Source organism: Amycolatopsis sp. NPDC049159, from assembly GCF_040648295.1.
GTDB classification, from domain to species: Bacteria; Actinomycetota; Actinomycetes; order Mycobacteriales; family Pseudonocardiaceae; genus Amycolatopsis; species Amycolatopsis pretoriensis_A.
On the sequence record NZ_JBEZDL010000021.1, the window covers coordinates 53,183 to 74,287 of the forward strand.

The 21,105-nt window shown below is 70.7% G+C and carries 21 protein-coding genes; 17 read left to right on the top strand and 4 right to left on the bottom strand.

The window, feature by feature from the left end; translation table 11 throughout:
* The first annotated feature begins 63 nt into the window (after positions 1-63).
* The 11 genes from AB0B33_RS33990 (at position 64) to AB0B33_RS34040 (ending at position 11,144) form a co-directional block, all read left to right on the top strand.
* Entirely contained in the window at positions 64-2,103 is a 2,040-nt protein-coding gene (locus AB0B33_RS33990; RefSeq protein WP_360779390.1) for a hypothetical protein, read from the top strand.
* A gap of 14 nt (positions 2,104-2,117) precedes the next feature.
* A complete protein-coding gene (locus AB0B33_RS33995) occupies positions 2,118-2,801 on the top strand; it encodes an SDR family oxidoreductase (protein WP_360779393.1) in 684 nt (227 codons plus the stop codon).
* Between the two features lie 13 nt (positions 2,802-2,814).
* The gene (gene dgoD, locus AB0B33_RS34000; RefSeq protein WP_360779396.1) at positions 2,815-3,960 is read left to right on the top strand and encodes a galactonate dehydratase; all 1,146 of its coding nucleotides are present in this window, start codon (positions 2,815-2,817) and stop codon (positions 3,958-3,960) included.
* A complete protein-coding gene (locus AB0B33_RS34005) occupies positions 3,954-4,796 on the top strand; it encodes a DUF4380 domain-containing protein (RefSeq protein WP_360779401.1) in 843 nt (280 codons plus the stop codon). The genes dgoD and AB0B33_RS34005 overlap by 7 nt, the downstream gene beginning before the upstream one ends.
* Positions 4,793-6,220: an adenylosuccinate lyase gene (gene purB / locus AB0B33_RS34010; protein WP_360779404.1), complete on the top strand. Its 1,428-nt coding sequence runs from the start codon at positions 4,793-4,795 to the stop codon at positions 6,218-6,220. Before AB0B33_RS34005 ends, purB begins: the two co-directional genes overlap by 4 nt.
* A 116-nt stretch (positions 6,221-6,336) precedes the next feature.
* Positions 6,337-7,155, top strand: coding sequence for a transporter substrate-binding domain-containing protein (locus AB0B33_RS34015; RefSeq protein ID WP_247016844.1), 819 nt, complete (start codon positions 6,337-6,339; stop codon positions 7,153-7,155).
* A gap of 1 nt (position 7,156) precedes the next feature.
* Positions 7,157-7,924: an ABC transporter substrate-binding protein gene (locus tag AB0B33_RS34020; RefSeq protein ID WP_247016846.1), complete on the top strand. Its 768-nt coding sequence runs from the start codon at positions 7,157-7,159 to the stop codon at positions 7,922-7,924.
* Positions 7,925-7,931: 7 nt separating this feature from the next.
* Positions 7,932-8,711, top strand: a complete 780-nt coding sequence (locus AB0B33_RS34025) for an ABC transporter substrate-binding protein (protein ID WP_360779408.1) — start codon at positions 7,932-7,934, stop codon at positions 8,709-8,711.
* Positions 8,712-8,717: 6 nt separating this feature from the next.
* Positions 8,718-9,479 (top strand): amino acid ABC transporter permease, encoded by a 762-nt coding sequence (locus tag AB0B33_RS34030; RefSeq protein ID WP_360779411.1) that lies wholly within the window; start codon positions 8,718-8,720, stop codon positions 9,477-9,479.
* Positions 9,476-10,219 (top strand): amino acid ABC transporter ATP-binding protein, encoded by a 744-nt coding sequence (locus tag AB0B33_RS34035; RefSeq protein ID WP_281506206.1) that lies wholly within the window; start codon positions 9,476-9,478, stop codon positions 10,217-10,219. Before AB0B33_RS34030 ends, AB0B33_RS34035 begins: the two co-directional genes overlap by 4 nt.
* A gap of 43 nt (positions 10,220-10,262) precedes the next feature.
* Complete coding sequence (locus tag AB0B33_RS34040) at positions 10,263-11,144, top strand: MOSC N-terminal beta barrel domain-containing protein (protein ID WP_360779415.1); 882 nt, start codon at positions 10,263-10,265, stop codon at positions 11,142-11,144.
* Here the strand turns inward: AB0B33_RS34040 and AB0B33_RS34045 are convergent.
* A complete protein-coding gene (locus AB0B33_RS34045; RefSeq protein WP_360779418.1) occupies positions 11,027-11,833 on the bottom strand; it encodes an SAM-dependent chlorinase/fluorinase in 807 nt (268 codons plus the stop codon). The genes AB0B33_RS34040 and AB0B33_RS34045 overlap by 118 nt on opposite strands.
* A 47-nt stretch (positions 11,834-11,880) precedes the next feature.
* On the opposite strand from AB0B33_RS34045, the gene AB0B33_RS34050 reads away from it, so the two are divergent.
* The 3 genes from AB0B33_RS34050 to AB0B33_RS34060 all read left to right on the top strand — a co-directional run bounded on the left by AB0B33_RS34050 (position 11,881) and on the right by AB0B33_RS34060 (position 14,041).
* A complete protein-coding gene (locus AB0B33_RS34050) occupies positions 11,881-12,885 on the top strand; it encodes a phosphoribosylaminoimidazolesuccinocarboxamide synthase (protein WP_247016854.1) in 1,005 nt (334 codons plus the stop codon).
* Entirely contained in the window at positions 12,806-13,270 is a 465-nt protein-coding gene (locus tag AB0B33_RS34055) for an NAD(P)H-dependent oxidoreductase (protein WP_247016856.1), read from the top strand. Before AB0B33_RS34050 ends, AB0B33_RS34055 begins: the two co-directional genes overlap by 80 nt.
* Positions 13,271-13,336: 66 nt before the next feature.
* A complete protein-coding gene (locus AB0B33_RS34060) occupies positions 13,337-14,041 on the top strand; it encodes a DUF2334 domain-containing protein (protein ID WP_360779422.1) in 705 nt (234 codons plus the stop codon).
* On the opposite strand, the gene AB0B33_RS34065 is transcribed toward AB0B33_RS34060, so the two are convergent.
* Complete coding sequence (locus AB0B33_RS34065) at positions 14,038-14,673, bottom strand: MBL fold metallo-hydrolase (protein WP_360779425.1); 636 nt, start codon at positions 14,671-14,673, stop codon at positions 14,038-14,040. The two genes, AB0B33_RS34060 and AB0B33_RS34065, sit on opposite strands and share 4 nt — an antisense overlap.
* A 219-nt stretch (positions 14,674-14,892) precedes the next feature.
* Here AB0B33_RS34065 and AB0B33_RS34070 point away from each other — a divergent pair, with 219 nt between their 5' ends.
* Positions 14,893-15,792, top strand: coding sequence for a hypothetical protein (locus tag AB0B33_RS34070; protein ID WP_360779427.1), 900 nt, complete (start codon positions 14,893-14,895; stop codon positions 15,790-15,792).
* 13 nt (positions 15,793-15,805) lie between these two features.
* On the opposite strand, the gene AB0B33_RS34075 is transcribed toward AB0B33_RS34070, so the two are convergent.
* On the bottom strand, positions 15,806-16,744 hold the full coding sequence (locus tag AB0B33_RS34075) for a DUF5937 family protein (RefSeq protein WP_360779429.1): 939 nt from the start codon (positions 16,742-16,744) through the stop codon (positions 15,806-15,808).
* 61 nt (positions 16,745-16,805) lie between these two features.
* Between AB0B33_RS34075 and AB0B33_RS34080 the strand changes: the two genes are divergently transcribed.
* Together AB0B33_RS34080 and AB0B33_RS34085 are read left to right on the top strand one after the other, a co-directional pair.
* Positions 16,806-17,951 carry an MFS transporter gene (locus tag AB0B33_RS34080; protein ID WP_360779433.1) on the top strand — a complete coding sequence of 382 codons (1,146 nt, stop codon included), beginning with the start codon at positions 16,806-16,808 and terminating at the stop codon, positions 17,949-17,951.
* Positions 17,952-17,984: 33 nt separating this feature from the next.
* A complete protein-coding gene (locus tag AB0B33_RS34085; RefSeq protein ID WP_360779436.1) occupies positions 17,985-19,481 on the top strand; it encodes an aldehyde dehydrogenase family protein in 1,497 nt (498 codons plus the stop codon).
* Here the strand turns inward: AB0B33_RS34085 and AB0B33_RS34090 are convergent.
* Positions 19,478-21,046: a GMC family oxidoreductase N-terminal domain-containing protein gene (locus AB0B33_RS34090; protein ID WP_360779439.1), complete on the bottom strand. Its 1,569-nt coding sequence runs from the start codon at positions 21,044-21,046 to the stop codon at positions 19,478-19,480. The two genes, AB0B33_RS34085 and AB0B33_RS34090, sit on opposite strands and share 4 nt — an antisense overlap.
* Positions 21,047-21,105: the final 59 nt, after the last annotated feature.

Consider the following 21,105-nt stretch of genomic DNA (forward strand, 5'->3'; position numbering starts at 1 on the left):
GTCCCGACGCGTCCCGGCATGCTGCTCCCGGCTCGCAGTTCACCGGAGAAAGGCGTCCGGCACATGCTCCTGAAGAGAACCCTCGCGGTGGCCGCCGCGGTCGCCGCCACCCTCACGGCGGTACCCGCTTACGCGACCCCGGCGGCAGATCAAGGCGCTCCCGACTACTACGACAGCGGCGTCGCGAAGACCCCGTACATGGGCTGGAACACCTACTACGGCCTCGGCGCGCCCAGCGAGGCGTCGGTCAAGTCCGTCGCGGACTTCCTCGTCTCCAGCGGCCTGCGCGACGCCGGCTACCGCTACGTCTGGATCGACGGCGGCTGGACCGCGCCCGATCCCCGTGACCAGGCCGGCAACCTCCACGAGGACCCCGCCAAGTTCCCCAGTGGACTGTCCACTTTGGTCGGCTACCTGCACGGCAAGGGCCTCGAGGCCGGCATCTACACCGACGCGGGCGCCTCCGACGGCAAGAACTGCGCGGCCGGCTCCGGCGGGTACTACGAGCAGGACACCAAGCGCTTCGCGAGCTGGAAGTTCGACGCCGTCAAGGTCGACTTCCTCTGCGGCATCGCCCAGAACCTCAAGCCCGCCGACGCGTTCACGCAGTTCAGCAAGGCCCTCGCCAAGGCGGGCCGCCCGATGGTGCTGAACATCTGCAACCCGGTCACCGACGAGTGGGGCGTGCCGCACGGCCCGGACCAGGTCGCCGGCATCGCCTACAGCTACGGCCCGCTCGTCGCCGACTCCTGGCGCACCAGCACCGACATCGCGTTCGGCACGCCGTACGAGGGCATCTGGAAAGACGTCCTGCGCAACATGGACGCCAACGCCGCGCACCCCGAGGCGAACGGGCCCGGGCACTACAACGACCCCGACTACCTCATCCCGATGCGCAAGACCGAGCAGGGCACCTACGAGCTGAACGAGGAGGAGTCGACCACCCAGTTCGTCATGTGGGCGGAGATGGCCTCCCCGCTGATCCTCGGCTCCGACCCGCGCACGCTGCCCGCGTCGATGCTGAAGACGCTGAAGAACCCGGAGATCGTCGGGGTCAACCAGGACCGCCTCGGCACCCAGGGCGTCCGCGTCGCGACGACCGGCACCACCGACACCTACAGCAAGGTCCTCTCCCGCACCGGCGACCGCGCGGTCGTGCTGCTCAACCGCGGTGAGACTCCGACGCAGATGACGCTGGACTTCGCCGACGCAGGCCTGAAGGGGCGGGTGTCCGTTCGCGATCTCCGCGCCCGCGCCGACCGCGGCAGCGCCACCGGGGCGTACTCGGTCACCGTGCCCGCGCACGGGACGGCGTTCCTGCGCCTGCACGGCACCGACCTCGTCCCGGGCGACGACGTCGCCGGGCCCGCGTCGGCCAGTCCCGCGGTGGTCCGCGCCGGCGGGAAGACCGTCACGTTCTTCCGCGACCGCGCGGGGAACCTCCAGCAGACCGGCCTCGACGGGCCGCGCCAGGTCGGCGGGAAGTTCCTCGGCCAGCCGGCCGCGGTCGCGACCACCAAGGGCATCGACGTCTACGCCCGCGGCGTCGACAACGCCCTCTACCAGCGCAGTTTCACGACGAAGTGGGGCGACTGGAAACGGCTCGGCGGGACGCTCACCGATTCGCCGTCCGTCACCGGCGACGGAACGGTCTTCGTGCGCGGTGCCGACGGCCAGGTCTGGCAGCGGACCGGTGCCGGTCAGTGGTCCGGTCTCGGCGCACCCGGTGGCAAGCCGATCTACGGCCGGCCCGGCGCCGCGACGGCCACCAGCGGCACGGTCGTCGCCGTCCGGACCGCCGACGACAGCGTCTGGGCCCGCACCAGGACCGGGGACACCTGGTCGGACTGGACGTCCCTCGGCGGCACGGTCAGCAGCAGCCCGACGCTGGTCGCGGTCGGTGCGAAGGTCGCGCTCACCGCGTCCGCGAGCGACTACTCGCTGTGGGCCGACACGTGGTCCGGCTCCTGGGCCGGCTGGTTCAACCGGCCGGAGTACCCGAGCGGGAGCATCGTGGGCACCCTGGGCGCGGCATCCGACGGCGCGTCGCTGTGGTTCGCGGCGCGCGGTCCGGACGACCATGTCCACGTAGCGAAGTTCTGACGAAGGGGTAGGCGATGTCCACGCGCACGGCGGTGGTGACGGGAGCGGCGTCCGGGATCGGGAAAGCGACCGCCCGGAAGCTCCTGGAAGACGGCTACCGCGTGCTGGGCGTGGACATCGCCGAACTCCCCGACGGCGTCGTCCCGATCCGGGGCAGCGTCACCGACGAAACGACCTGGGCCGCCATCGGTGAGGTGGACGCCCTGGTCAGCAACGCCTACGTCCCCAGCACCGGGCCGCTGCACGAGATCGACCGCGCCGAGTGGCAGCGGCAGCTCGACGTCAACCTGACCGGGACCTACCTCGGCCTGAAGGCCTGCTTGCCGTCGCTGCGGGAACGGCGTGGCGCGGTCGTGCTGGTCTCCTCGGTGCACGCGCACTTCGGGCTGCCGGGCCACCCCGCGTACGCCGCGAGCAAGGGCGCGCTCGTCGCGCTGGCCCGCCAGCTGGCCGTGGAATACGCCCCCGACGTGCGCGTCAACTCCGTGCTGCCCGGACCGGTCCGCACCGAAGCCTGGGACCGCATCTCGCCGGAAGACCGCGAACGCAGCGCACAGGCGACGCCGGCGGGCCGCCTCGGCGACCCGGCCGAAGTGGCGAACGTGATCGCCTTCCTGCTCTCGGCCGCCGCGTCGTTCGTCACCGGCGCCGAGCTGACCGTCGACGGCGGCTGGTCCGCCGCCAAGGATTCCGCGTAGATGGGGGACACGGGTGAAGATCACCGGGGTTGAAACGTTTCTGGTCGCGCCGCGCTGGCTGTTCCTCAAGCTCAGCACGGACGAGGGCGTCTGCGGCTGGGGCGAGCCCGTGGTCGAGGGCCGCGCGGAGACCGTGCGCGCGGCCGTGCACGAGCTGTCCGAGCTGCTGATCGGCCAGGACCCGCTGCGCATCGAGGACCACTGGCAGGTGCTGCGCCGCGGCGGCTTCTACCGCGGCGGGCCGGTGCTCTCCAGCGCGCTCGCCGGCTACGACCACGCGCTGTGGGACATCGCGGGCAAGGTCCGCGACGCGCCGGTGCACGAGCTGCTCGGCGGCCCGGTCCGCGACCGCGTCCGCGTCTACAGCTGGGTCGGCGGCGACCGGCCGTCCGGCATCCGCGAAGCCGTGTCCGCGCAGGTCGAAGCCGGGTTCACCGCGGTGAAGATGAACGTCGCCGGCCCGCTGGCGGCGATCGCGTCCCCCGCCGAAGCCGACGCCGCCGTGGCGCGCGCGTGGGAGGCGCGGGAGGTGCTCGGCCCGCACCGCGACCTCGCGATCGACTTCCACGGCCGCGTCTCGCCCGCGATGGCGCGGCGGCTGGTCAAGCTGCTCGAAGACGTCCAGCCGATGTTCGTCGAGGAGCCGATCCTGCCGGAGACCCAGGGCGACGCGCTGCGCTCGGTCGTCGAGGCGTCCACCGTGCCCATCGCGGTCGGCGAACGGCTCTACTCGCGCTGGGAGTTCAAGCCGGTGCTCGACGCCGGCGTCGCCGTGGTCCAGCCGGACCCCTCGCACGCGGGCGGCATCTCCGAGCTGCGGCGGATCGGCGCGCTCGCGGAGGTGTACGGCGCTTCGCTCGCGCCGCACTGCCCGCTCGGCCCGATCTCGCTGGCGGCGTCGCTGCAGGTGGCGTTCGCGACGCCGAACTTCCTGATCCAGGAACAAAGCGTGGGCATGCACTACCACGAAGGCCGCGAACACCAGTACCTCGTGGACGCGTCGCTCTTCGCTTTCCGGGACGGCTACGCGAGCCGGCCGCCGAAGCCCGGTCTCGGCATCGAGGTCGACGAAGAAGCCGTCCGCCGCGCCGACGAAACCGGGCACGCGTGGCGCTCGCCGGTGTGGCGCCACGACGACGGGAGCCTCGCCGAATGGTGACCTGGCTCGAGCGCGGCGACCTGCGGCTCGGCCTGGTCCCGGAGCTGGGCGGCCGGCTCCTGTCGGTGCGCCACCGTGGCGCCGAACTGCTCTGGCGCAACCCGGCGCTGCTCGACGACGACCTGCGCGGCGAGTACGCCCCGAACGCCGGCCGGATGGGCGACTGGGTCAACTACGGCGGCGACAAGACGTGGCCCGCACCGCAGGGCTGGGCTGGTCCGGACCAGTGGCCCGGGCCGCCCGACCCGGTCCTCGACTCCGGCCCGTACGCCCTGGTCCTCGACGGCGACACGGCCACCATGACCAGCGCGCCGGACCCGCGCACCGGCCTTCGGTTCACGCGCGCGATCACGATCCTCGACGACGGCTACCGGCTGGACCTGCGCGCGGAGAACGTGTCCGAGCGGCCGGTGCGCTGGGCGCTGTGGAACGTGACCCAGCTTCCCGGCGGTGGCTCGGTCACCGCCGGGCTCCGCCGTCCCGAGGTCGTCGCGCTGGTGGCGGGTACCGGCTCGCCGATGTACACAGTGGACGGTGACCGGCTGGTCGTCCCCGCGCAGGACGTCGTCGGCAAGCTGGGCGTGCCGGGCTCGGCGGGGTGGGTGACGTACGGGGCGTTGACGCTCTCCTTCGCCGTGGATCCGGCCGGGGAGTACCCGGACGAGGGCTCGCCGCTGGAGATCTGGCTGGAGCACCCGCTGCCCTCGCCGCTCGCGGAGCTGGGCGACCTGGACCCGCCCGCGCGGATCGTCGAGCTGGAGGTGCTCGGCCCGCTGACCACGCTGGACCCGGGCGCGTCGATGTCCCTGACCTGCACAGGTATCGTGAGGGCGTGACGGACAAGCCCCGCATTCCGAACGTGCTCGCCGCCCGCTACGCCTCGGCGGAGCTGGTCTCGCTCTGGTCGCCGGAGCAGAAGGTCGTGCTGGAGCGGCAGCTCTGGCTCGCCGTGCTCAAGGCGCAGAAGGACCTAGGCGTCGAGGTGCCGGACGGCGTGGTCGAGGCGTACGAGCGGGTCGTCGACACCGTTGACCTGGACTCGATCGCCGAGCGGGAGCGCGTTACCCGCCACGACGTCAAGGCGCGGATCGAGGAGTTCAGCGACCTCGCCGGCCAGGAACACGTCCACAAGGGCATGACCTCGCGCGACCTCACCGAGAACGTCGAGCAGCTGCAGCTGCTCCGTTCGCTCGAGCTGGTCCGCACGCGCGTCGCCGCGGTGCTGGCGCGGCTGGCCGCGCTGGCCGTCGAGCACGCGGACACCGTCATGGCCGGGCGCTCGCACAACGTCGCCGCGCAGGCCACCACGCTGGGCAAGCGGTTCGCGACCACGGCCGACGAGCTGCTGGTCGCCTTCGAGCGGCTCGACAACCTCATCGAGCGGTACCCGCTGCGCGGCATCAAGGGCCCGGTCGGCACCGCGCAGGACATGCTCGACCTGCTCGGCGACGAGTCTACTTTGGACCAGCTCGAAGACCGCGTGATGCAGCACCTCGGCTTCAACCGCCGGTTCACCAGCGTCGGCCAGGTCTACCCGCGCTCGCTCGACTTCGACGTGCTGTCCACCGTGGTCCAGCTCGCCGCGGCGCCGTCCAGCCTGGCCAAGACGATCCGGCTGATGGCGGGCCACGAGCTGGTCACCGAGGGCTTCAAGCCCGGCCAGGTCGGCTCGTCGGCCATGCCGCACAAGATGAACACCCGCTCGTGCGAGCGCGTGAACGGCCTCGCCGTCGTGCTGCGCGGCTACCTGTCGATGATCGGCGAGCTGGCCGGCGACCAGTGGAACGAGGGCGACGTCTCCGACTCGGTCGTCCGCCGCGTGGCGCTGCCGGACGCGTTCTTCGCGCTCGACGGCCTGCTCGAGACGTTCCTCACGGTGCTCACCGAGTTCGGCGCCTTCCCGGCGGTGATCGAGCGTGAGCTGGATCGCTACCTGCCGTTCCTGACCACGACGAAGGTGCTGATGGCGGCGGTCCGCGGCGGCGTCGGACGTGAGACGGCCCACGAAGCGATCAAGGAGCACGCGGTCGCCGTCGCGCTCGAGATGCGCGAAGGCCGCGCCGACAACGACCTCCTCGACCGCTTCGCCGCGGACGAGCGCATCCCGCTCGACCGCGGTGAGCTGGACAAACTCCTCGCCGACCGGATCTCGTTCACCGGGACGGCCGGGCGCCAGGTGGCACAGGTGGCCGAGCGCGTCACGCAGCTGCTCGAGCGGTTCCCCGAAGCGGCGGGCTACGCGCCGCAGCCGATCTTGTGAGCTGACGCACCCGTCCACAGAATGGAACGAATCCACTCGAACGGGCGAAATCCCTAATCTCGATCGCTGACCCACGCCGGCGCTGCGAAGCGCCGGTCCTCACCATGGAAGAAGCGATGAGATCCACGCTGTCCAAGATCGCCGCCGCCCTGACCGCGGGCGCGCTGACGTTGACCCTCGCCGCCTGCGGTGGTTCCGACGCGGGGACGACCACCCTGCGCGTCGGGACGCTCAGCGACGCCCCGCCGTCCATCTACCTGGAGAACGGCCGGTTCACCGGCTACGACAACGAACTGCTGCGCGACATCGCCAAGCGTGAGGGCTTCGAGGTCGAGTTCGTCGGCACCGAGTTCTCCAGCCTGCTGGCCGGCGTCGCGACCGGCAAGTTCGACATCGGCAGCTCGACGATCTCGAGCACCGAGGCGCGCAAGAAGACGGTCGCCTTCTCCAACGGCTACAACACCGGCTTCACCACCGTCGTCACGGCGAAGGGCGCCAACCTCAAGGACGTCGCCGCGCTGTCGGGCAAGCGCCTCGGCGTGGTCCAGGGTTCGGTGCAGGACGAGCTCGCCGGCAAGACCGCCGGTGCGCAGGTCGTTCGCTTCCCCGACTACAACGCGGGCTTCGCGCAGCTGAAGAACGGCACCCTCGACGGCTGGGTCGTGCCGCAGGACATCGGGCAGAAGTACCTGGACCAGAACCCGGGCGTGCCGCTGGAGCTCGGCTACACGGTCGAGGACAAGGACACCCCGTCGGCGTTCGCCGTCGCCAAGACGAACACCGATCTGCTGAACAAGCTCAACGACGGGCTGCGGAAGGCCGTCGCCGACGGTACGGTCGCCCGGATCTACGGGCAGTTCTACAAGAACACGCCGCTGTCGAAGGAACTCCAGCAGGGCGGCCCCGGGCTGCCGGTCAAGAACGTGGGTGCGTGACATGAAGAAGCTGATCGTCACCGTGCTGGCCGCGGCCCTCACGCTCACCGCGTGCGGCGGGGGTTCCGAGAGCGCTTCCTCGACGTTGCGCGTCGGGACGCTGAGCGACGCGCCGCCCAACATCTACCTGAAGGACGGCAACTACACCGGCTTCGACAACGAGCTGCTCAAGGCCATCGCGGCCAAGCAGAACCTGAAGCTGGAGTTCGCCGCGACCGACTTCTCGGCGCTGCTCGGGCAGGTCGCGTCCGGCCGCTTCGACATCGCCAGCTCGGCGATCGCGCAGACCGACGAGCGCAAGAAGACGGTCGACTTCTCCGCGGCCTACGACTTCGAAACGATGAGCATCCAGGCCAAGCAGGGCACTCCGGTGACCGACGAGAAGGGCTTGGCGGGCAAGCGGGTCGCCGTGATCCAGGCGACCGTCGGCGACCACTGGCTGACCAGCACCGTTCCGACCGCGCAGGCCGTGCGCTTCCCCGACTACGCCGCCGCGCTGACCGCGTTGAAGACCGGCTCGGTCGACGCGTACATCCTCGACCAGAGCATCGCGGAGAAGAACGTCACCGACAACGCCGACGCCAAGCTCGTCGTCGTGAAGAGCTTCGTCACCGACGTGCCGCACGGCTTCGCCGTCAAGAAGGGCAACGCCGATCTGCTCAAGAAGGTCGACGACGGGCTCAAGCAGGTGATCTCCGACGGGACCTGGCTTAAGCTGCACCAGCAGTTCCTGCCGACCGCTCCGGTGCCGGCCGGGTTCCAGGGTTAGGAGAAGCATGAAGAAGTCACTGGTCACGGCGCTCACCGCGACCTTGCTGGCGGCGCTCACCGCGTGCGGCGGCTCGGACAGCGGCGACGGCAAGACCCTCCGGGTCGGCACGCTGAGCGACTCGAAGCCGAACGCCTACCAGGAGAACGGCAACTACACGGGCTTCGACAACGAGCTGCTCAAGGCCATCGCGGCCAAGGAGGGCCTGAAGCTGGAGTTCGCCGCGACGGAGTTCTCGGCGCTGCTCGGCCAGGTCGCGAACGGCACCTTCGACATCGGCAGCTCGGCGATCTCCCAGACCGACGCCCGCAAGAAGACCGTCGACTTCTCCGCGCCGTACAACTACCAGTCCCTCGGCATCGAGGCCAAGGAGACCGCCGGCATCACCGACGAGAACTCGTTGGCGGGCAAGCGGATCGGCGTCGTCCAGGGCACGGTCTCCGACACCTGGCTCGGCTCGAACGCACCGACCGCGCAGGCCGTCCGCTTCCCGAACGACGCGGCCACCCTCAACGCCCTCAAGACCGGCGCGATCGACGGCGCGGTGTTCGACCAGGCCACGGCCGAGGACTACGCGAAGAACAACGCCGACGCGAAGCTCAAGGTGACCAAGGCGATCACCACGACCATCCCGCACGGGTTCGCCTTCAAGAAGGGCAACACCGACCTGATCGGCAAGATCAACGACGGCCTGAAGAAGGTCATCGCGGACGGCACCTGGGTCAAGGTGCACGACCAGTTCGAGCCCACCGCGCCGGTGCCGGCGGAATTCAAGGCGGGGCAGTAGTCCACAATGGACGACTTCGTCAACACTTTTCTGGACTGGGACTACATCTCCCAGGTCCTGCCCGACCTGCTGAAGACCGGTCTGCTGAACACGCTCGTCCTATCGGTGTCCTCGGCGCTGATCGGCACCGTGCTCGGCATGCTGCTCGCCGTCATGGGCCTGTCCACGAAGTGGTGGCTGCGCTGGCCGGCCCGGATCTACACCGACGTCTTCCGCGGGCTGCCGGCCATCCTGACGATCCTGCTGATCGGCCAGGGGCTCGGCACGCTCGCGCGGGACGTCGTCGGGACGAACCCGTACCCGATGGGGATCCTGGCGCTGTCGCTGATCGCGGCCGCGTACATCGGCGAGATCTTCCGGTCCGGCATCCAGAGCGTCGACAAGGGGCAGATGGAGGCCAGCCGGGCGCTCGGGATGAGCTACACCAGGTCGATGCTGCTGGTGATCATCCCGCAGGGCGTCCGTCGGGTGCTGCCCGCGCTGGTGAACCAGTTCATCGCGCTGGTCAAGGACTCCAGCCTCGTCTACGTCCTCGGGCTGCTGTCCGGCCAGCGCGAGCTGTTCCGGATCGGCCAGGACCTCGCGGCCAACACCGGGAACCTCTCGCCGCTGGTCGCCGCGGGCGTGTTCTTCCTGGTGATCACCGTGCCGCTGACGCACCTGGTCAACTACATCGACAAGAAGCTCCGGACCGGGCGCAAGGTGCGCGCGGACGAGCCGGGTGACGACGAGCTGGACCTGGTCGCCAGCGGGAAGGTGACGTCGTGACCGCGACCCGGGTGCGTTCGTCCAGTGTGGAGCTGCGCGACATCCACGTCAGCTTCGGCACGCTCGAAGTCCTCCGCGGCGTCGACCTCAAGGTCGAAAGCGGCAGGACGACGTGCGTGATCGGGCCGTCCGGTTCGGGCAAGTCGACGCTCCTGCGCTGCGTGAACCGCTTGCAGGAGCCCGATTCCGGCGACCTCCTGCTCGACGGCGAGTCGGTGATCAGGTCCGACCCGGACGCGCTGCGCCAGCGGGTCGGCATGGTGTTCCAGCACTTCAACCTCTTCGGTCACCGGAGCGTGCTGGACAACATCGTGCTGCCCTTGCGCAGCGTGAAGAAGATCGGCAAGGAGGAAGCGGCGGAGATCGCCCGCGCCCGGCTCGCCGAGGTCGGCCTGGCGGACAAGGCGCCGTACCGGCCGAGCGCGCTTTCGGGCGGTCAGCAGCAGCGCGTCGCGATCGCACGGGCGCTGGCCATGGACCCCGAGGTGATGCTCTTCGACGAGGCCACCAGCGCGCTCGACCCCGAGCTGGTCAAGGGCGTGCTGGACCTGATGGCCGGGCTGGCTTCGCGAGGACTCACGCTGATCGTGGTGACGCACGAGATGGGGTTCGCCCGCAGCGTCGCCGACGAGGTCGCGTTCATGGACGCGGGGAAGATCGTGGAGCAGGGCCCACCGGCCCGGGTCTTCGACGAGCCGCAGAGCCCACGCCTGCAGCGATTCCTGTCACAGGTGCTCTGAAAACGGCACGCGTGCTCGCCGTGCCCGCGGGTAACCTGCGGGCATGGCGAGGATCGCGCGGCTGACGTACTACCCGGTCAAGGGGTGTGCCGGCACTTCGGTACCGGCCGCCGAGGTCGGGCCCGCCGGGCTGGCGCACGACCGGGTCTTCCAGGTCGTCGCGCCGGACGGTGACTTCCGCAGCCAGCGCCGTTACCCGGCGCTGGCCGCCGTCCGGCCGCGGGTGCTGGACGGAACGCTCACGCTGTCCGCGCCCGGCCGGGACGACCGCACGATCGACGTCCGCCGCGACGGCCCCCGCCACCCCGGCTCGACGTTCTCCTGGCACGGCGAAGGCGTCCACCAAGGAGAAGCCGCCGCCGAGTGGTTCTCGGACCTGCTCGGCCTGCCGTCGGTGCTGATCCGGGTCGCGCCGGACCACGAACGCGTCACCGGCGGCGAGCACCCGGGCACGGCCGCCTTCGCCGACGGGCACGCGCTGCTCGTCGCCTCGGAGTCCTCTTTGGACGCCCTGAACGCGCGCATCCTCGAACGCGGCGGCGAGCCCGTGCCGATGGATCGCTTCCGCCCCAACGTCGTCATCTCCGGCTGGCCGGAAGCGCACACCGAAGACGAGGTCCGCGAGATGCGGGCAGGCACCGCGGAATTCGGCTACGCCAAGCAGTGCGTGCGCTGCACCGTGCCGATGGTCGACCAGGAGACCGGCGAAAAGGCCGGCCCCGAGCCGATCCGCACGCTGGCGTCCTACCGGCGGCACCCCGACGGCGGTGTGGTCTTCGGGATGAAGGCCGCCGTGCTGCGCCCGGGTCAGGTGGCGGTCGGCGACGAGGTGATCGTGCACTCCTGGGCGGGCCCGAGCCCCAGCACCGCCGACGCCGAACCGCCGTTGACGGCGACCGCGAGCCGCCCGGCCGAGTCCGTGTAGAGGACGCTGGCCCCGGCCGGGACGTCCGCGAACGTCCGGCCGACCACCGTCGTCACCGCGACCCGCTCGCTGTGCACGGAAACCGCGCCGGTCAGCCCGGACAGCTCGAGGTCGGCCGGCGTCGCGGCCAGCTGGACGTTGCCGAAGTGGTCGACCGTCAGCACCTCCGACACCAGCTTCCCGGGGAAGGCCGCGACGAACGGCTCCGGCATCGACACCAGGTCGGTGACCGGGTCGCCGAACGCCGAGGGCGCGACCCCCAGCGCCAGGTGCGCGGCCGCGGGCGCGAAGACGTCCCGGCCGTGGAACGTCGCCGACGTGACCGGCAGCCGCAGCGACGGCTCGGCCAGCTCGTACGCCGCCCGGACCCCGCCCAGCGCCTGCGCGGCCGGCAGCAGGAGGCCGTTGTCCGGCCCGACCAGCAGCCCGTCCCCGGCGACGACGACCACGCCGAGCCGGGTCGTGCCCACGCCGGGGTCGACGACGGCGACGTGCACCGACTCCGGCAGGAACGGTGCCGTCTGGGCCAGTGCCATGGCCCCGTGCCGGATGTCCTGGGGCGGCACCTCGTGCGTCACGTCGAGCACGCGCACCGCGGGCGCGAGCCGCGCGATCACGCCGTGGCAGGCCGCCACGAAGCCGTCGCGCAGGCCGTAGTCGGTGGTCACCGAGATCCAGTCGTACGCCATGCCAGCATCATCCATGGTGGCGGAGGGTGCCGGTTAGGGTTCAGTGCGTGACACCCCTCCCCACCCCCGAGCGGCTCGCCTCCGGCAAGGTCCGCGACCTCTACGCCGTGGGCGACGACCACTTGCTGATCGTCGCGTCCGACCGCATTTCCGCCTTCGAGCGCGTGTTCCCCACCCCCGTCCCGGACAAGGGCCGGGTGCTCACCGCGATGAGCGCGTTCTGGTTCCGCGAGCTCGCCGACGTCCTCCCGAACCACCTGGTGGCCTGCGAAGGGCCGCTGATCCCCGCGTCCTTCCGCGGCCGCGGGCTGCTGGTCGAGCGGCTCGACATGCTGCCGGTGGAGGCGGTCGTCCGCGGGTACCTGTCCGGGCGCGGGTACGCCGACTACCGCCGCTCCGGCGCGGTCTGCGGGCTCGCGCTGCCGGCCGGGCTGCCCGAGTCGGCCCGGCTGCCCGAGCCGATCTTCACGCCGTCCACCAAGGCGCGGCCCGGCGAACCGGACGAGAACATCGACTTCGACACCTTCGCGGCGGTCCTCGGGCGCGCGCTCGCCGAGGAGGTCCGCGAGGCGTCGCTGGAGCTGTACCGGCGGGGTGCCGCGCGGGCCGCGGAGCAGGGCCTGCTGCTCGCGGACACGAAGTTCGAGTTCGGCATCGGGGCGAACGGCGGGCTGGTCCTCGCGGACGAGCTGCTGACCCCGGACTCGGCGCGTTACTGGCTCGACGGCGACCACCGGCCCGGCCGCCCGCGGCCGTCGTTCGACAAGCAGCACGTGCGCGACTGGCTGGTCGGCCCGTCGTCCGGCTGGAACTGCGTGGCCCCGCTGCCGGCACTGCCCCCGGCGGTGGTGACCGCGACGCGCGACCGGTACATCGAGGCGTACCACCGCGTGACCGGGCTTTCCCTGGCAGACTGGCCGCGTGATCCTGCTGATCTGCGGCAGCCTGCGAGCAGGCTCGGGCAATGCGGCGGTGCTGGGGACCGTCGCGACGCTCACCACGAGCACGACGTACACCGGTCTCGGCGAACTGCCGCACTTCAACCCCGATGACGACCGCGACCCGCTGCACCCCGCGGTCGCGTCGCTCCGGGAAGCGATCAAGGCGGCCGACGCGATCCTGATCTGCACCCCGGAGTACGCGGGCGGCCTGCCGGGCTCGTTCAAGAACCTCCTGGACTGGACGGTCGGCGGCGGCGAGATCTACGGCAAGCCGGTGGCCTGGATCAACGCGTCCTCGATCGCCGCGCCGACCGGCGGCCGCGACGCGCACGACTCGCTGCGCAAGGTGCTGACGTACGCGGGCGCGAAGATCGTCGACGAGGCGTGCGCCCGCATCCCGGTCTCGCGCGCGGACGTCGCCGACGGCCAGGTCGCCGACCCCGACCTGCGTGGCCGGATCGCGATGGCCGTGCAGCTCCTGCGTGAAGGCGTCTGACCCTTCCGGCAACGGACGCCCACCCGTTCTGCGCAGTTCACGACGACGTCAGACGCGTGCGTCCCAATGGGTGGTGTGGACGCTCGCTTGCTGGTTTCGCTGTCGGGAATCACCCCGCGCACGCTGCACCGGTGCGCCGACCTCGCGGCCGAACTCGACCGCCGCAGGGTGCCGTTGTCGCTGCTGTACGCGGCCCGCACCGGCGACGGGCCGGTGACGGAGTGGGTCCGCAACCGCGCCCGCCGCGGTGATTCGGTGCTGCTGCACGGCTACGACCACACGGTCACACCCACCCACCGCACGGTGTACCTGGGCAAGAAGGCGGAGTTCGCGACCCTGCCGGCACACGAGGCCCGCCTCCGGCTGATCGCGGCGAAGGCGTTGCTGGACACCGCCGGCCTCGCCGTCGACGGCTTCGCCCCGCCGCGCTGGGTCGCGTCCCAGGGCACACTGCAGGCCCTGGCCGAGCACGGCTTCCGCCTGTGCGCGGACCTCGGCGCGGTGCGCGACCTCGTGACCGGCGAGGTGCGCCGCGCCCGCGTGAGTGAGTTCACGAGCCAGTCACACCGCACGGAAACGGTGCGCTGCTTCGCCTTGGTGCTGGCAGCGGCCCGCACGGCCCGCCGGGGCGGGTTGGTCCGGCTGGGGGTGGAAGCCACGGACCTCACCCGCCCCGGCCTCCGCCAGGCCCTCCTGGACGCGGTCGACGTGTCGTTGGAGAACCGCGCGTTCGGCGCGACTTACGGCTCGCTGCGCACGGTCGCGGCCTAGAACTTCGCGGGTTCGGCCCGTTCGAGCACCTTGACCTCGGTCCCTTCGGGCGCGAGGTTCCCGAACAGCCCGTAGTGCATGGCGGGGTTGGCGAGCACGGCTTCGTGGATCGGCACGGCCACCCGCGGCGCGACGGCCCGCAGGTAGTCGACGGCTTCGCCGGCCTTCAGCCACGGCGCCCCGGTCGGCAGCCCCAGCACGTCGATCTTCTGCTCCGGCACGAAGAACGAGTCGCCGGGGTGGAAGAACGCGCCGTCGTCGAAGACGTACCCGATGTTCGGGATGACCGGGATGTCGGAGTGGATGACCGCGTGTTCCCCACCGACGGCCTTGACGGACGTGTCCCCGACGGCGAAGGCATCCCCGACGTTGGCGACGTCGAACTGCACGCCGAGCTTCTGGACGGCTTCGGCGGACCCGGGATCGACGATCAGCTTCGCCTCGGGGTTCGCTTCCAGGACCTTCGGCAGCTTCTCGACGTCGAGGTGGTCGAAGTGCTGGTGCGTCACCAGCACGGCGGACAGCTCCCGCTCGCCCTCGAACCCGGTGGAGAACGCGCCGGGGTCGATCAGGATCCGCTCGGAGCCGGTCTCCAGGAGCAGGCAGGCGTGTCCGAAATGGACGATACGCATCGATGGTTCTCCTTCACACGTGGACGATTCCAGCCTAGTCCGGGTCCTCGTCACCTCGCCAACACGCTTGGTAGTCGACCGGGTGAGGCCGTGGTAGGTGCTCGAAAATCTCGAAAATGTCACATTTGTACTTGCTGACCGAAACGACCTGCGGTCGGGGTGCCGATAGGTGGTTAACCTTGGTTCTCGGCACCCGCTTCCGGAAGGTGGTCGGTCTGCGTGTTCGACGAATTCCTGGGCTGGCTCCAAGGTCGACTTGTGCGACTCGGGCTCGTCGATCTTGTGCGTGGGATTCTGGGCATCCTTGGATTCGGCGCGCTTCTGAGTGGGTTGCTCGGCAGCCTGGCGATCAAGACAGGATTTCTCGTCGGGGGAATCCTGGCTGTGCTGGGCGTATTGGGAACCCTGCTCGCGGGCCGTTCCGAATTCCGTCGGATGCGGGAACTGGATCGGCGCCTGTTGGTCAGGTACTGCGTCTCGTTGAGGGCTCGCGGTGAGCAGGATTGGAAGATCCTCGCATGGCGAGAGTCGGCGGTGTTGAAGCCGAACGGTGATGCTGACGAGCGGATCGTCGTGACGGCGGTCGTGGATTCGGATTTCCTGGACTTCTTCGCCATTCGAACAGGTCCGGGGCGTGACCAAGCTGCGGTGGGGCGCCGACGCGTGAAGGTCGGAGTCAGTTCGTTCGAGGGGGAGGGTTTGGGATCTTCGCAGTGGGATGCCACATTCAACTGGCTCAACGATGGCAGGCTTGAAGTGATCATCCACTTTGCCCGTCCGCTGCGACGTGGAGCCATCATGCGCTTGGCGCTTGACAAGAGCTGGCCGGGTAAATGGGCTCCGCTGATGAAGGAAGGTCGCTCCGACACTTGTGCTGTTACATTCGCGAGTCCGATTGAATTAATCGAATGCTCGGTTGTCCTTCCGGTCGGCTATCGCGTTCATTGTGATCTCGTCGGGCTGCGGGACGGTGTCGACGACTACGTTGTCGATGTCAAGAGATTCGGTGTCGAACAAGTCGAGGCGCGGCTGATTGCCCGCTCGATCGCTGAACGGCAACGAGTGGGCATGGTCCTGAAGCTCGAGAGTAAAACAAACCATCTCGTGCGAGTGGTTTGACTTCAGCCGTTGCTCAAAGCTTCCCGGCGAGCAAGGCGTCCCCGAGTTCCGTCCGCCGGTACAGCACCCGGTGCCCCCGCCGCTCCGAAGCCAGCAACCCCGCCCCGCGCAGCGCCGTCAAGTGCGCCGACACCGTCGCCGGCGCCAAGTCACACCGCCGGGCCAGCTCAGTAGTCGCAGCCGGCCGGTCCAACGCAGCCAGCAACAACGCCCGCGTCCGGCCGAGCACCTCCGCCAAAGCCTCCGGCAGCGCCACCTCGGACGTCCACAGCGAAGCGACCCCTCGTGCCGGGTACAGCACCGAAATCTGCCACGGCGGCACCGTCACCACGCCGACCCCGGGCCACACGAACACCGCGGGGATCAGGAGCAATCCGCGTGAGTCGATCGACAGCCGCTCCCGGGCGGGGACGTCGATCAGCACCGACGTCCCCGCGAGCCGGACCCGCGGGTGCAGCTCCGCGAACATCGCCGCGATGCCGCCCGAACCCAGCCGGCGCGTGCGGAACGCGATGTCCGCCGCCAGCAGTTCGCGCAGGCGGGGCCACTCCGGGGCGAGCAGCGTGTGCCAGACCGTCTCCAGCTGGTCGGCCAGCAGGTCGCGGGCGGTCGCCGGATCGGCCGGCAGCAGCGACAGGTCCGCGTCGACCATCCCCAGCTCCAGCGCCACCTGCGACGGTGGCGTCGCGCGCACGGCCCGCAGCTGGGCCGCCGCCGTCGTCTCCGGGCCGTCGGGCGGCGGGCTCAGGAACTCGGTGATGTAGTGCCGCGCGCTCAGCACCGCGGCCAGCTCCGGCACGTCGACGGCGGGCGCGCCGGACAGCCACGGCAGGTGCGCCGGGTGCGTGCGGACGCCGAGCAGCGTCCGGACGGCGCCGAGCACCTCCTCCAACGGCGAAATCGCGAACCGGACGCGCTGGCTCCCGGCCGCGGTCAGGACCAGCTCGATCATCGGTGATTCGCTCTCACCCGAATGAGTGTGCCGCACGAACCGGCCAGGAGAGCGTGTGGGCATGTCGTTGTTCACCCATCGCGCCTACTGGCGCTGGTCGGCGGGCGTTCAGTTCGCCCGGCTCCCCGCGACCATGGCGCCGCTCGCGTTCACCCTGCTCACGACGGCCACGACCGGGTCGTACCGGCTGGGTGGCGTGCTCATGTCGGTCTTCGTCGTGGCCGAGATGGCCGGGGCCGTGCCGGTCGGGCGGCTGCTCGACCGCGTCGGGCCGGCCAGGGGGCTCCCCGCGCTGCTGCTCCTGACCGCCGCCGGGTTCGCGGCCCTCGCGACGGCCGCGGCGAGCGGGGCGCCGAACGCCGTGCTGCTCGCCCTGGTCCTGCTGCCCGGGATCTCGGCCGGCGCGCTGTCCGGCGGTTTCCGGACGCTCCTGGCCGACGCGGTGGACGACGAGCTGCTGCCGCGCGCCATCTCCGTCGACGCGATGATCCTCGAAGGCGTGCTGATCGGCGGTCCGGCGCTGGTCGCGCTGCTCGACCTGGCCGGCACGTTCGTCCCGATCGCCGCGATGGCCGTGGCCTGCGTGGCCGCCGCCGCGCTCGTCCCGCGCCGCGCGGGTGAGCTCGATCGGGTGGAATCCGCTGACGACGTCCCGCCCGCGACGCTCTTCACCTACCTGCCGTGGTTGTGCTGCGCGTTCACCGTCGGGCTGCTGCTCTCGACGATCGAGGTCGCGCCGCTGCCGCTCGTGCAGCGCCTCGGCGCGCCGGAAACGGCCGCGCCGGTGGTCATCGCCGTGCTGAGCGGGGCGAGCATCCTGGGCAGCGCGCTCTACGCGTGGCGCGGCAAGACCGGCGACCCGCGGCTGTTCCTCGGCGGGTTCGTCGCCGGCGGGCTCGCGCTCGCCGCCGACCTCGGCTGGCCGGGGCTGATCGCGTCGATCGCGCTCATCGGCGGGTGCACCGGCCCGCTGGTCGCCGCGACGTCGGTCAACCTCCAGCGCCTCTTACCGAAGAACCGCAGGTCAGCGGGGTTCTCGCTGAGCTTCACCGTGCAGGCGTGCGGCTTCGGGCTGGGCTCGCTGGCGGTCGGCGTGCTGCCGTTGTGGCTCGCCCCGCTGTTCGGTGTCTTTGCCGCGGCGATCGCCGGTGGAATGCTGGTGGTGAAGCCCGCGCGAGCTATTGGCACAGTGTCAGTAACGTCGTAACCTGGGCTGAACCTCGACCCACGGGAGACGCCGATGACTGCCGTCCAGCCGAAGCCGACGTCGGTCGGCGAAACCTTCGACTCGCTCAGCCCGGCGACCGACGAGGTGGTCGGAACCTACCCGATCCACTCGGCGGACGACGTCAAGGCGGCCGTCGAGCGGGCGCGCGTCGCCGCGAAGTGGTGGGAAGGCCTCGGCTTCGCCGGGCGCGCGGAGCGGCTGAAGAGCTGGAAGGGCGTGCTGACGCGGCGGCTGCCGCAGCTGTGCCAGGTGGTCCGCGACGAGACGGGCAAGCCGATCGCCGACGCGCAGCTCGAGAGCGTCCTGGCCATCGAGCACATCGCCTGGGCGGGCAAGAACGCGAAGAAGATCCTCGGCAAGCAGAAGCGCTCGGCCGGGCTGCTGATGTCGAACCAGGCCGCCACCGTCGAGTACCAGCCGCTGGGCGTGGTCGGCGTGATCGGCCCGTGGAACTACCCGGTCTTCACGCCGCTCGGCTCGATCGCGTACGCGCTCGCCGCGGGCAACGCCGTCGTCTTCAAGCCCAGCGAGTACACCCCCGGCGTCGGGAAGTGGCTGGTCGACGCGTTCGCCGAGATCGTCCCGGAGCAGCCGGTGCTGCAGCTGATCACCGGCTTCGGCGAGACCGGCGCGGCGCTGGTCGGCGCCGGCGTCGACAAGATCGCGTTCACCGGCTCGACCGCGACGGGCAAGCGCATCATGGCCGCGGCCGCCGAGACGCTCACCCCGGTGGTCATCGAGGCCGGCGGCAAGGACCCGGTGCTCGTCGACGCGGACGCCGACCTCGACGCCGCGGCCGACGCCACGGTGTGGGGCGCGTTCTCCAACTCCGGCCAGACCTGCATCGGCGTCGAGCGCGTGTACGTCCACGAGAAGGTGCACGACGCGTTCGTCGCGAAGGTCGTCGAGAAGTCGAAGGACGTCCGCGCGGGCTCGGACGAGGCCGCGCAGTACGGCCCGGTGACGATGCCCTCGCAGCTCGGCGTGATCAAGCGCCACATCCAGGACGCGCTGGCCCGCGGCGGAAAGGCGGTCCTCGGCGGCGAGGACGCGGTCGGCGACCGCTACGCGCAGCCGACGGTGCTGATCGACGTCCCGGAGGACTCCGAAGCGGTCACCGAGGAGACCTTCGGCCCGACGGTGACGATCGCGAGGGTCCGCGACATGGACGAAGCGGTCGAGCTGGCGAACAGCACGAAGTACGGCCTGGGCTCGACGGTCTTCTCGAAGTCCCGCGGTGTCGAGCTGGCCGAGAAGCTCCGCACGGGCATGACGGCGATCAACGCGCCGCTGTCGTTCGCGGGCATCGCGTCCCTGCCGTTCGGCGGCGTCGGCGACTCGGGCTTCGGCCGCATCCACGGCCCGGAGGGGCTGCGCGAGTTCGCCCGCACGAAGGCGATCGCGCGTCAGCGCTTCACGGCCCCGCTGACGCTGACGTCGTTCACCCGCAAGGACTCGACGGACGCGCTGGTCGCCAAGCTGGTGACCATCCTGCACGGCAAGCGCTAGCGGCCCCGGATCAGGTCCGCCGCCTTTTCCGCGACCATGATGGTCGGCGCGTTCGTGTTGCCCCGCGGCACCACGGGCATCACGGACGCGTCGACCACGCGCAGGCCTTCGACGCCATTCACGCGCAGCTTCGGGTCGACGACCGACCCGATCGAGCAAGTCCCGACCGGGTGGTAGAGCGTCTGCGTGTTCTCGCGGACGTGCTCGGCCAGCTCGGAGTCGCTCAGGTCGTGCCGCGCGGGCAGGAAGGGCTGGTCGAGGAACCGCTTGAGCGGCCCCGACTTCCCGATGTCGATCAGCGCGCGCAGCCCGGCGATCATCGTCTCCATGTCCCGCGACTCCGAGTAGTACGCCGGGTCGATTTCCGGCTTCCACAGGGGATTCGCCGACTTCAGCCGCAGCCGGCCGCGGCTCGCGACGTCCACCAGCGTCGCCGCCGACGTGAAGCCGGGGACCGTCGGTTCGCGCATGCCGTTGTCGTAGAACAACGTCGGCGCCACGTGGATCTGCATGTCCGGCGCGGGCAGGCCGTCCGTGGTCGGGAAGAACGCGCCCGCCTCGCCGATGTTCGACGCCAGCGGGCCGCGCTTGGTCAGCTGGTAGCGGACGAGACCGCGCGGGGTCGCCGCGTCGACCAGGTCGGTCGTGCCGCGGGTGGACCAGATGATCCCGCAGGCCGGGTGGTCGTGCAGGTTCTCGCCGACGCCGGGCAGCGCGGCGACGACGTCGATGCCGTGCTCGCGCAGGTGCTCGGCCGGGCCGACGCCGGAGACCATCAGCAGCTGCGGCGAATTGACCGCGCCGCCGCTCAGGATCACCTCGGTGGACGCGTGCGCGGTGCGCTCGACACCGTTGTCCAAATAGGACACCCCGGCCGCGCGGGTGCCTTCGAAGACGATCCGGGTCGCGGGCGAGGACGTCTTCACGGTGAGGTTCGGCCGCTCGAGCGCCGGGCGCAGGTAGGCGTCCGCGGTGGACCAGCGGCGGCCCTTCTTGCAGGTCACCTGGTAGACGCCGGCGCCTTCCTGGCTCTCGCCGTTGAAGTCGTCGGTGCGCTTGAGGCCCCACGAGACGGCGGAGTCGACCCAGGCGTGCGACAGCTCGTGGGTGAACCGCCGGTCCTCGACGTGCAGCGGGCCGTCGGTGCCGTGCAGCGGGTCACCGAGCCGCTGGTTGCCCTCGGCGCGCTTGAAGTAGGGCAGGACGTCGTCCCAGCCCCAGCCTTCGGCGCCGTGGGAATCGCGCCAGCCGTCGTAGTCGGCGCGGTTGCCGCGGATGTAGATCATCGCGTTGATCGACGAGCAGCCGCCGAGCACCTTCCCGCGCGGCCAGTAGGACGTCTTGCCGGTGTGCTTCTGCTCGACGGTCTCGTAGTTCCAGTCCCACTTGGTCTTGAACAGCGAGGGGAACGCGGCGGGGATGTGGATCTCGTCCGCGGTGTCCTCGCCGCCCGCCTCGAGCAGCAGGACCTGCGCCGACGGGTCCTCGGTGAGCCGGTTGGCGAGCACGCAGCCCGCGCTGCCGGCGCCGACGATGACGTAGTCGAAGGACTCCTGGACGGCCACGGTGCCTCCTGTTGGCGAGATGTCAACGACTCATCATGGCGCAGCGCCGCGCCCTCGGC